The sequence below is a fragment of the Ligilactobacillus sp. 110_WCHN genome (assembly GCF_030518115.1).
In the GTDB taxonomy this organism is placed as follows: domain Bacteria; phylum Bacillota; class Bacilli; order Lactobacillales; family Lactobacillaceae; genus Ligilactobacillus; species Ligilactobacillus aviarius_C.
The window spans coordinates 24,994-36,644 of sequence record NZ_JAULLI010000004.1 but is presented as its reverse complement, the minus strand read 5'-3'; the positions used below and the strand labels follow the sequence as shown (position 1 = coordinate 36,644).

9 protein-coding genes are annotated in these 11,651 nt (G+C 42.4%); all 9 read left to right on the top strand.

The features are described from left to right. Window positions 1-62: 62 nt before the first annotated feature. Window positions 63-1,182, top strand: a protein-coding gene (gene prfB, locus Q3C15_RS02315; protein ID WP_283596661.1) for a peptide chain release factor 2 whose coding sequence is annotated in 2 segments (ribosomal slippage) — window positions 63-134 and window positions 136-1,182 — 1,119 coding nt in all. Because the reading frame shifts where the segments join, the coding sequence is not laid out codon by codon here. Between the two features lie 12 nt (window positions 1,183-1,194). Beyond that, entirely contained in the window at window positions 1,195-2,295 is a 1,101-nt protein-coding gene (locus Q3C15_RS02310) for a PDZ domain-containing protein (RefSeq protein ID WP_302703853.1), read from the top strand. A 15-nt stretch (window positions 2,296-2,310) separates the two neighbouring features. Further along, window positions 2,311-2,637, top strand: a complete 327-nt coding sequence (locus tag Q3C15_RS02305; protein ID WP_302703852.1) for a PspC domain-containing protein — start codon at window positions 2,311-2,313, stop codon at window positions 2,635-2,637. A 14-nt stretch (window positions 2,638-2,651) separates the two neighbouring features. After that, complete coding sequence (locus tag Q3C15_RS02300; RefSeq protein WP_057826879.1) at window positions 2,652-2,996, top strand: phage holin family protein; 345 nt, start codon at window positions 2,652-2,654, stop codon at window positions 2,994-2,996. A gap of 71 nt (window positions 2,997-3,067) precedes the next feature. Further along, window positions 3,068-4,006, top strand: coding sequence for an HPr(Ser) kinase/phosphatase (gene hprK / locus Q3C15_RS02295; protein WP_057826880.1), 939 nt, complete (start codon window positions 3,068-3,070; stop codon window positions 4,004-4,006). A gap of 5 nt (window positions 4,007-4,011) precedes the next feature. Next, on the top strand, window positions 4,012-4,854 hold the full coding sequence (gene lgt / locus Q3C15_RS02290) for a prolipoprotein diacylglyceryl transferase (RefSeq protein ID WP_204779010.1): 843 nt from the start codon (window positions 4,012-4,014) through the stop codon (window positions 4,852-4,854). Between the two features lie 74 nt (window positions 4,855-4,928). Further along, window positions 4,929-6,656 (top strand): phospho-sugar mutase, encoded by a 1,728-nt coding sequence (locus tag Q3C15_RS02285; protein WP_204779011.1) that lies wholly within the window; start codon window positions 4,929-4,931, stop codon window positions 6,654-6,656. 142 nt (window positions 6,657-6,798) lie between these two features. Further along, window positions 6,799-8,802, top strand: a complete 2,004-nt coding sequence (gene uvrB / locus Q3C15_RS02280; protein WP_064215146.1) for an excinuclease ABC subunit UvrB — start codon at window positions 6,799-6,801, stop codon at window positions 8,800-8,802. 15 nt (window positions 8,803-8,817) lie between these two features. Continuing rightward, window positions 8,818-11,646 carry an excinuclease ABC subunit UvrA gene (gene uvrA / locus Q3C15_RS02275; RefSeq protein ID WP_302703843.1) on the top strand — a complete coding sequence of 943 codons (2,829 nt, stop codon included), beginning with the start codon at window positions 8,818-8,820 and terminating at the stop codon, window positions 11,644-11,646. The last annotated feature ends 5 nt before the right edge of the window (window positions 11,647-11,651 follow it).

Here is an 11,651-nt window from a genome sequence, read left to right as displayed (position 1 = left end):
AGTTTTCGTTCAAAAGCGATTCATGTATAATGAAAGAGAATTAATATCAAAGGAGAATCAAAATGGAAATTGCGGATTATCGAAATCAAATCGAAGCAATGAACCATCAGATCTCTGAGTTCGGGAGGTCTCTTTGACTTAGAAAGTCTTGAAGAGCAAATTGCTGAAAATGAATCGAAGATGGCTGAACCTGGATTTTGGGATGATGGCACGGCTGCTCAAAAGTTAATTAATGAAAATAATGAATTAAAAAATAAGTTTGATAACTTTCATCAACTTTCACAATCGATTGATGATTTGGATGTTTTATTTGAATTAGTGCAGGAAGATGAAACGGATACGGAGCTTCGGACGGAATTGGAGACGCAGCTCAATGATACGCAAGCGCAACTTGAAAAGTATCAATTATCCTTGCTGTTAAATGGCAAGTATGACAAGGATAATGCAATTCTTGAAATTCATCCTGGCGCTGGCGGAACCGAATCCCAAGACTGGGGTTCGATGTTGATGCGGATGTACATGCGGTGGGCAGAACAGCATAACTTTAAGGTTGAAGTTGCGGACTATCAAGTTGGTGAAGAAGCCGGAATTAAAAGTGTAACCTTAATGATCAAGGGTACGAATGCGTATGGCTATCTTCGCAGTGAAAAGGGTGTTCACCGGCTGGTACGGATTTCACCGTTTGATGCGGCTGGCAGACGCCACACATCATTTGCGTCCGTTAACGTAATGCCGGAACTGGATGACAGTGTTGAAGTCGATTTACGGCCAGAAGATATCAAAATGGAAGTTTTCCGGTCAAGTGGTGCCGGCGGACAGCATATTAATAAAACGTCATCGGCGGTCCGGTTGATTCACATTCCGACTGGGATCGTGGTTTCGAGTCAGGCCCAGCGGTCGCAATTTCAAAACCGGGCAACGGCAGAAAGTATGTTGAGGGCCAAGCTTTACCAGCGCGAATTAGAAGAAAAGCAGCGGCAAAAAGCCGAAATTCAAGGTGAACAGATGGATATCGGCTGGGGTTCACAGATTCGGTCTTACGTTTTCCACCCGTATTCAATGGTGAAGGATCACCGGACTGGATATGAAACGGCCAACAATCAGGCCGTAATGGATGGCGACCTTGACGGCTTTATTAATGCTTATCTTCAATGGAAGTTACAACAGGAAAATCCGCAATAAAGAGGGATATGAATGGAATTTTTAAAATTAATTGGAACATTTTTGATTCAACCATTATTGTGGCTGGGAATTTTATGGACGGGTGTTTGTTACGCGCTTCGAATTCGCAGTGACCGGCGGAACTTTAAAATTGCGTTGAATAAGGATTGCTTTGAAATTCGCCATTTTATTAAGAAGGGAATTTTATGGGGAGTTAGCGGTTCGCTGATCAGTTTGATCATTGGCTGTTACTTACCGCTGAAAGCAATCGTTCTATACGAAATTTTAGCGGCGGTGGCCGTTCTTTGCATATCCCGCATTGATCTAAGTGCCGTTCCGCTTTACATTTTAGGAATTCTAGCAGTTCTTCGGCAACCAGCAATTTTACCGGTAGTTTTATTGTTATTGGGATTCAATTACCTTGTTAAAGGCCGATTGACCCACGACGAAAATGCAGTCTGGTTTACGCCGCAGATCAAGCAGAATCGGCGGAAACGGCGCTTGGCGGTTTATCGTTGGAGCGAGTTTACGGTTTTGCCATTAATGATTTATATTCCAGGGACTTTAATGGAAAAGCTATTCCATTTTTTGCCGTTGATCCATTTTGGCGAAGTTCATTTCAGTTTGTTTATTCTGCCGTTTTTTGTCGGCAGTGCAGGCCGGATTCGCGGCGAACAAATTGAAGCCCGAATGCAAACGGTGCAAAAGCAAAATCTGATTTTAATGGCTGCAGCATTCATTCTCGCGGTGGGAGCATGGCTGTTACCGCATTTGGGAATTTTATGGATCATGATCATGCTGGCGATGACGGTTGGTATCCACCTTTACCATTATTTACAGGTAAACAAAAATCGGGCTCAATACATTGAAGTGAGCGAGGGGATTCGGGTGATTGCCATTCGTCCGGGAACCCCGGCTGCAAAAATGAGCCTTAATCCTGGCGACGTGATTTTGACATGCAACAATCAACCAGTAACGAATGAAAATCAATTTTATGAAGCATTACAACTTGATTCGGCATATTGTCATTTGAAAGTCAAGACAATGAGTGGTGATTTAAAGATCACTGAAGGAGCAATTTATAACGATTCACCGTATGAACTTGGAATCGTTCAGTTTCGGAAGATGAATTAAAGTGGGAGGATTTGAATGAAAAAGAAACTTTACCGTTCAAACGATCATCGGATTTTATTTGGAGTATGCGGCGGTTTTGCGGATTATTTCGGAATTGATCCGAAGTACATTCGAATTGGTTACTTGATTTTTGGCTTGATTTGTTCAATGTTTGCCCGGCTTTCGATTTTGCCGGTCGGCATTTATGTTATTTTAGTCCTGGCAATGCCGCTTAATCCGAACCAATCGGCCAACAGCTTTAGTTCCTTTTTTGGAAATCAAACATCAAATCGTCCTGTACGGCCGAATAATCAAGGACGGAAAGTTATTCGGGACGTTAAGGAAAAAGATATTAAGAAGTAGAAGGGAAATCATTCATGGGATTCTGGAAAAAAGCAATTCTTGATACGTTGATTTTTATTGCGATTGCCGGATTTTTTCCATCAATGTTCCACGTTTCAAGCCTTTGGATGGCATTTGTGGCGGCAGTTGTTGTCGGATTGCTGAATCGTTTTGTTAAACCAATCATTGTATTGCTGTCATTGCCGATCACTGCACTGACATTTGGCTTGTTTTACGTGGTGATCAACGCGTTTATGCTTGAACTTGCATCATGGGCACTTAAACCGGATTTTGCCTTCAGCAGTTTTGGTGCAACGTTGGTAACGGCGATCATTATCAGTGTGGTTAATATGATCGTTTCCGACCATTTTATTGAATAATTAATCGGCACTGATTAGATTTAATGGTAAAATATTAATGATAAAAAGGCTTTCAGAAATGAGGAATGAGGATGCGAAGTGTAACAGTCAAACAGTTAGCTGATGCATGCGGATTGACCGTGTATTCAGGACAAGAATACCTCGATAAACGGCTAATTAAAACCGATGATATGTCTCGTCCAGGATTGGAATTGACAGGATACTTTGATTACTACCCGGCTGAACGGGTTCAGCTTTTCGGAATGACGGAAATTTCATTTTCACAACGGTTGACTCCTGAAAATCAACTTAAAGTTATGCGGCAGTTATGTACTGATGAAACACCATGCCTGGTTGTTTCACGTTCATTACCGGTTCCCGAAAGTATGGCAACCGCAGCGGCGGAAAAGAATATCCCGATTTTGGGAACAAAGTCGTCAACTTCGCGGATTGCTTCACGGATCACGTATTATTTGCAAGGCCAACTTGCAGAACGGCAATCGCTTCATGGCGTTTTAGTTGATATTTATGGGTTAGGAGTTCTGATCACCGGGGATTCCGGGGTCGGAAAATCTGAAACGGCCCTTGACTTGATCAAACGCGGTCACCGGTTGATTGCCGATGATCGGGTTGAAGTTTATAAGAAGGATGAATTTACGGTTTACGGTGAACCGCCGAAAATCTTGGCCCACTTACTTGAGATTCGTGGGGTTGGGATCATCGACGTCATGAATTTATATGGTGCAGGAGCTGTTCGGACGCATGCCCATATTTCACTGATCGTTCACCTTGAAAATTGGAGTAAGGATAAACAATTCGATCGTTTAGGCAGCGGCGAAGAAGAACAAGAGTTGCTCGGAATCAAGATTCCAAAGATCACGATTCCAGTTAAAGTTGGACGGAACATGGCCATTATTGTTGAAGCAGCGGCAATGAATTACCGGGCAAAGACAATGGGTTACGATGCAACGAAGACTTTTGATGAAAACTTAAATAACTTAATTAAGGAAAATTCAACTCAGAATAAATAAGAGAGATGAAAATTTTGAATATTGCAGCAACAGCGATTATTAATCGAATTGCATTTACAATTGGACCGATCATGGTTCACTGGTATGGAATTATTATCGCAACCGGCGTTTTACTTGCGGTTATTTTATCAGTTCGGGAAGGAAATCGCCGGGGACTTGATGAAGAAAACATTTATGATTATTTGATTATTGGGTTACCGATTTCAATTATTTGTGCCCGAATCTATTACGTTGTTTTTCAATGGCAATACTATTCAGCGAACCCCGAAATGATTTACCGGATTTGGGATGGCGGAATTGCGATTTATGGCGGATTGATCGGCGCGGCAATTACGTTGATCATCTTTTGCAAGCACCGGGGAATCTCAGCATGGGAGTTCTTAGACATTGTTGCGCCAACCGTAATCATGGCTCAAGGAATTGGTCGGTGGGGCAACTTTGTTAATCAAGAAGCTCATGGGGTTGCGACGTCGCTTGCGTTTTTGCAAAATACATTGCACTTACCGCATTTTATTGTTCAGCAAATGTGCATTAACGGAACATATTACCAACCGACATTCTTATATGAATCTGTATGGGATATTGCTGGATTTATTTTATTGATGGCATTGCGTCATCGGAAACAGCTGTTTAAACGCGGCGAAGTCTTTTTAACGTACGTGATGTGGTACTCATTCGGCCGGTTCTTTATTGAAGGAATGCGGACTGATAGTTTGATGCTTGGGCCGCTTCGGGTTTCACAATGGCTATCATTTATTTTCTTCTTTAGTGCATTGGCGATCTGGATCGTGCGGCGGCGGAAAGCTGATCAGCCATGGTATTTAGACCAAGATGCAATTAAAAGATAAAATTTAATCAAAAATAGTTACGATAAAAACGCTTTTATAGTAAAATTAAAGTGATATTTAGAAAGGTGATATTAATGAGTTGGGAAGAAAACTATCAAACATGGAAAGATAATCCTGAATTAGCAGCTGATTTAAAGGCTGAATTAGATCAATTAGCAGATAATCAAGAAGCATTAGAAGATGCGTTTTACGAACCTCTTTCATTTGGAACTGCTGGAATGCGGGGCGTTTTAGGGGTTGGAATCAACCGGATGAACATTTATACGGTTCGGCAAGCAACTGAAGGCCTTGCAACCTTCATGGACACCCTTGATGATGAAACTAAGCAACGCGGGGTTGCAATCAGTTATGATTCACGGCACCATTCACAAGAATTTGCGTTTGATGCTGCCCGGGTTTTAGGGGCTCATGGAATTCCAACATTTGTTTTTGAAAGTTTACGTCCAACTCCAGAACTTTCATTTACAGTTCGTCATTTACATACATATGCTGGAATTATGATCACTGCAAGTCATAATCCAAAGCAATACAATGGATACAAGATCTACGGTGAAGACGGGGCTCAAATGCCGCCGAAGGAATCAGATATGATCACCAAGTATATCCGTCAAGTCAAGGATATCTTTGGCGTTAAGGTTGCTGATAAGGATGCCTTGATCGAAGACGGCACCCTTAAGATCATCGGTGACGAAGTTGATAAGGCATACTTAGAAGAAGTTAACCAAGTAACGATCAACCATGAATTAGTTGCTGAAGAAGGCAAAACAATGAAGTTGATCTTTACACCACTTCACGGAACAGGAGCAATGTTAGGGGAAAAGGCTTTGAAACAAGCTGGTTTTGAAAACTTTACGATGGTTCCTCAACAAGCTGAACCAGATCCAGAATTTTCAACCGTTAAGAAGCCGAACCCTGAAGATCCAGCTGCCTTTGATTTGGCAATTGAACTTGGTAAAAAAGAAGGCGCTGACTTATTAATTGGGGTTGATCCAGATGCTGACCGTTTAGGAGCTGCTGTTCGTCAACCAGACGGGGAATACAAGTTATTGACCGGAAATCAAATTGCAGCCATTCTCTTAAACTACATTTTGACTGCGCGGAAAGATGCCGGCACATTGCCAGCCAATGCGGTAGCTGTAAAATCAATCGTCTCAAGTGAATTTGCAACGAAAGTCGCTGCCAACTTCAACGTTAAGATGATCAACGTTTTGACTGGATTCAAGTTTATTGCTGAACAAATCAAGAACTTTGAAGCTGACGGTTCACACACATTTATGTTTGGGTTCGAAGAAAGTTACGGTTACTTGATTCGGCCATTCGTGCGTGATAAAGATGCCATCCAATCATTGGTAATGCTTGCTGAAGTTGCTGCCTTCTACAAGAAGCAAGGCATGAACCTTTATGATGGTTTGCAAGAACTCTTTAAGAAGTATGGTTACTTCGCTGAAAAGACAATTGCATTGACCTTTGATGGGGTTGAAGGCGCTAAGGAAATTGAAGACTTAATGACGAAGTTCCGTGAAGAATCACCAAAGGAATTTGCTGGTTACAAGGTCGTTGCCTTAGAAGACTTTGAAAAGTCAACGAAGACGAATGCTGACGGAACGGTTGAAGAAATCAAGATTCCAAAGTCAAACGTATTGAAGTACTTGCTTGAAGATGGAACATGGATCGCTGTTCGGCCTTCAGGAACGGAACCGAAGATCAAGTTCTACATTGGAACGCAAGCTGATTCACAAGATGAAGCGTTTGCTAAACGGCAACAATTTGAAGATACAGTGATGGCATTTGTTAAAGGCTAATCGAATCAATTGAATAGAAAAGCATTTAAGGCTGGGGGATTTCCAGCCTTTTTGCTTGCCGAAATTAAGTTTTTGAAAATGCGAAAATATGTTCGTTATGATAAAATATTGATAACAATCTGATTGAGAAAGGAGAATGAAAATGATCGAACGACAAGCAGATCGAAAATTTGATTTGGTTGCCCCATATAAACCAACTGGCGACCAACCGCAAGCAATCCAAGAACTTACAGAAGGATTGAAAAAGGGTGAAAAATCTCAAATTTTGCTTGGAGCGACTGGAACAGGGAAAACATTTACGATTGCGAATGTAATTAAAAATAATAACAAGCCAACGTTGGTTCTTGCTCACAATAAAACATTAGCGGGACAGCTTTACGGCGAGTTAAAAGAGTTTTTCCCGCATAATGCGGTTGAATACTTTGTTAGTTATTATGATTTTTATCAACCAGAAGCATATGTACCCTCTAGTGACACGTATATTGAAAAGGATTCAAGCATTAATGACGAAATTGATAAATTGCGGCACTCGGCAACAAGTGCTTTGTTGGAACGTAACGACGTGATCGTTGTTGCATCAGTCTCATCGATTTTTGGATTAGGGAGCCCGTTTGAATATCAAAAGCACACGATTTCACTTCGAGTTGGCCAAGAAATCGAACGTGACAAGTTATTACAATCGTTGGTTGATATTCAATACGAACGCAATGATATTGACTTCCAACGGGGTCGGTTCCGTGTTCATGGTGATGTCGTTGAAATTTTTCCCGCTTCACATGATGAGCGGGCACTGCGGGTTGAATTTTTCGGGGATGAAATTGACCGAATTCGGGAAATCGATCCGTTGACTGGTGAAGTTTTTGGTGACCGGAATCACGTTGCAATTTTCCCAGCAACCCACTTCATGACGAATGATGACCAGCTTGAACGAGCAATTGACGGGATTCAGCATGAACTTGACGACCGGTTAAAGGAATTGCATTCTCAAGGAAAATTGCTTGAAGAAGAACGGTTAAAGCAACGGACAACGTATGACATTGAAATGCTAAAGGAAATGGGTTATACGTCAGGAATTGAAAATTATTCCCGGCATATGGATGGGCGTAAACCAGGTGAACCGCCATATACGTTGTTGGATTTCTTCCCGAAAGACTTTCTGATCGTCGTTGATGAATCACACGTTACAATGCCGCAGGTTCGGGGAATGTATCATGCGGATATTTCGCGGAAACAAATGCTGATCGATTATGGTTTTCGGCTTCCAAGTGCGCTTGACAACCGTCCGCTAAAGCTTGAAGAATTTGAAAAGCATGTTCATCAAATCATTTACATGTCAGCGACTCCGGGACCGTATGAAAAGGAACAAACCGATCACGTCGTTGAACAGATCATTCGGCCAACCGGGTTGCTTGATCCTGAAATCGAAGTCCGCCCAGTCATGGGCCAAATGGATGATCTTGTTGGCGAAATTAATAAACGGGTCGAACGAAACGAACGGGTCTTTGTGACGACGTTGACGAAAAAGATGGCGGAGGATCTCACGGATTATTTCAAGGAACTTGGAATTAAGGTTAAATACCTGCACTCCGACATTAAAACGCTTGAACGGACGAAAATTATTCGTGACTTGCGGCTTGGAAAGTTTGATGTGCTTGTCGGGATCAATCTTTTGCGGGAAGGAATCGATGTGCCGGAAGTGTCATTGGTTGCGATTTTGGACGCGGATAAGGAAGGCTTTTTGCGCAATGAACGGTCATTGATCCAAACGATCGGACGGGCTGCCCGGAATGTTAACGGGCATGTAATTATGTATGCCGATGAAATTACGGATTCAATGCAGGCGGCAATCGATGAAACGAAACGGCGGCGCCACATCCAAGAAGAATATAACCGGAAGCACCACATTACACCGAAAACGATCAAAAAAGATATTCGGGATCAGATCTCAGTGCTTGATAATCCAGATAAGGAAACTGAAGATTTGGCAAGTGACGAAGTTGAATTCAGCAAGATGACTAAAGCAGAACAAAAGGAAATGATCGACCGGCTGAAGACTCAAATGAAGCAAGCGGCCAAAGACTTGAAATTTGAAGAAGCAGCTTCGCTTCGGGATACGATTCTCGAATTAGAAGCTGAAATTGGGTAAGAAGGAGGAATTGACGTGGCAAAGGATCAAATTGAAATTCATGGCGCACGCGCGCATAATTTGAAAAACATTGATGTGACAATTCCCAAAAATAAACTAGTTGTTATTACTGGTTTATCTGGCTCCGGAAAGAGTTCGCTGGCATTTGATACGTTGTATGCTGAAGGTCAACGACGGTATGTTGAAAGCTTATCATCATACGCACGGCAATTTTTAGGTCAGATGGAGAAACCGGATGTCGATTCGATTGATGGACTGTCACCGGCAATTTCAATTAACCAGAAAACAACGTCGAAAAATCCACGGTCAACGGTTGGAACGGTTACTGAGATTACTGACTACCTGCGGCTTTTGTGGGCGCGGGTTGGAACACCGATTTGCCCGAATGACGGTCATCAAATTACCAGTCAATCACCACAACAAATCGTTGATCAAATTTTGGCTCTCCCTGAACGGTCAAAGATTCAAATTTTGGCGCCAGTCGTCCAGGATAAAAAGGGCCAGCATAAGGAAGTTTTGAAAAAAATTCAACGGGCTGGTTTTGTGCGGGTCATTATTGATGGCGAAATGCATGAAATCGGTGATGAAATTGAACTTGATAAAAATAAAAAGCATTCGATTTCAGTTGTTGTTGACCGGATCATTGTCAAGGACGGAATCCGGTCACGGCTTTTTGATTCGGTTGAAGCGGCGTTAAAACTCACGGATGGTTATGTTGCCGTTGATGTGATTGGCGACCAGGTATTACAATTTTCCGAAAAGTTGGCATGTCCGTATTGTGGCTTTTCAATTAAGGAACTTGAACCGCGACTATTTTCATTTAATGCGCCGTTTGGAGCTTGTCCAGAATGTGACGGCCTTGGTGAAAAAATTGAAGTTGATCCTGATTTAGTTGTTCCGGACAAAAGCAAAACCCTTGAAGAAGGGGCGATTGCACCGTGGGCTCCGGATAGTTCAAAGTATTATTACTCATTGCTTAGCCAATTTTGTAAAGCAAAGAAAATTAAGATGGATAAACCATTCAGCAAGTTGACGGCCAAGCAGAAGGAGACATTATTGTATGGTGCCGGAACGAAACAGTTCCACTTTCACTTTGAAAATGACTTTGGCAGCAAACGCGATGTTGATATGACGTTTGAAGGGGTCATTCCGAACATTGAACGCCGGTACCGGGATACAAATAGCATGTTTAACCGCAATATTTTGCGCCGTTACATGACTAGTCAAGAATGTAAGGCATGTCACGGCTATCGGCTGAATCCGCAAGCATTGGCAGTTAAAATCGATGGAATGCATATTGGCGAGGTTTCAGATCTGCCGGTTGATCAGGCCCTTGAATTTTTTGATAAGCAAAAGTTCAGTGAACAAAAGGAAATGATTGCCCGGCCAATTTTGAAAGAGTTGCATGACCGCTTAACATTTTTGAAAAATGTCGGATTAGACTACTTGACTCTTAGCCGGTCAGCTCGAACCCTTTCCGGAGGTGAAGCGCAGCGGATCCGGTTGGCAACTCAGATCGGATCAAACTTGTCAGGAGTCATCTATGTGCTTGATGAACCATCCATCGGACTGCATCAGCGGGACAATGATCGGTTGATCGCGTCGTTAAAATCGATGCGTGATCTCGGTAATACGCTGATCGTTGTTGAACACGATGAAGATACAATGCGGGCGGCCGATTACTTAATTGATATTGGTCCTGGTGCAGGTGCAAACGGCGGTCAGGTAATGGCTGCCGGAACGCCGCAAGAGGTAATGAAGGTCAAAAATTCATTGACCGGCCAATATTTATCAGGGAAGAAATATATTCCCGTTCCTGAAACCCGGCGTGAAGGAAATGGAAAATCAATTAAGTTATACGGGGCTGCGGAAAATAATTTGAAGAACATTGACGTCGAATTTCCGCTGGGAAAGTTTATCGCTGTAACCGGCGTTTCTGGCTCAGGAAAATCAACATTAGTCAATCAAATTTTTGAACGGGTCTTGGCTCAAAAAATCAGTCATAATTCAACCGATAAACCAGGAAAGTACTCGAAAATTACCGGAGTTGAAAATCTTGATAAGGTAATTAACATTGACCAGTCGCCGATTGGCCGGACGCCACGAAGCAACCCCGCAACGTATACTGGAGTATTTGACGATATTCGCGGCCTTTTTGCCCAAACAAATCAGGCTAAAATGCGCGGATACAATAAAGGACGCTTTAGTTTTAACGTTAAGGGCGGACGTTGTGAAACGTGCAAGGGCGATGGAATCATTAAGATTGAAATGAACTTTCTTCCCGACGTTTATGTTGACTGTGAGGTATGTCATGGCTCCCGGTTTAATTCAGAAACCCTTGAAGTTGAGTATAAAGGGAAGAATATTGCGGAAGTTTTGAACATGACGGTTGACGAAGCCCTTGAATTTTTTGATGCGATTCCGAAAATCAAACGGAAATTGCAGACGATTTCAGATGTTGGTTTAGGATACGTTCAATTAGGACAGTCAGCAACGACGCTTTCTGGCGGTGAAGCACAACGGATGAAGTTGGCTTCAGAATTGCATAAGAAAGCCACGGGAAAGACGCTTTACATTCTTGATGAACCAACGACCGGGTTGCATTCGGATGATATCAATCGATTGTTGAAAGTATTACAACGTTTGGTTGATAAGGGCAATACGGTATTAGTGATCGAGCATAATTTGGACGTCATTAAGAGTGCCGATTATTTGATTGATCTTGGCCCTGAAGGCGGTGAAGGTGGCGGAACGGTTGTTGCAACGGGAACGCCGGAAGAAGTTGCTACTAATCCGCAAAGCTACACGGGAAAATATTTAAAAGATCTTTTAAAGAAGCGGTAAATTAA

Excerpts from the sequence above, each read along its gene's own strand:
- Q3C15_RS02310 (WP_302703853.1), top strand. The coding sequence starts at position 1,195 with ATGGAATTTTTAAAATTAATTGGAACATTTTTGATTCAACCATTATTG.
- Q3C15_RS02305 (WP_302703852.1), top strand. The coding sequence starts at position 2,311 with ATGAAAAAGAAACTTTACCGTTCAAACGATCATCGGATTTTATTTGGA.
- Q3C15_RS02300 (WP_057826879.1), top strand. The coding sequence starts at position 2,652 with ATGGGATTCTGGAAAAAAGCAATTCTTGATACGTTGATTTTTATTGCG.
- hprK (WP_057826880.1), top strand. The coding sequence starts at position 3,068 with ATGCGAAGTGTAACAGTCAAACAGTTAGCTGATGCATGCGGATTGACC.
- lgt (WP_204779010.1), top strand. The coding sequence starts at position 4,012 with ATGAAAATTTTGAATATTGCAGCAACAGCGATTATTAATCGAATTGCA.
- Q3C15_RS02285 (WP_204779011.1), top strand. The coding sequence starts at position 4,929 with ATGAGTTGGGAAGAAAACTATCAAACATGGAAAGATAATCCTGAATTA.
- uvrB (WP_064215146.1), top strand. The coding sequence starts at position 6,799 with ATGATCGAACGACAAGCAGATCGAAAATTTGATTTGGTTGCCCCATAT.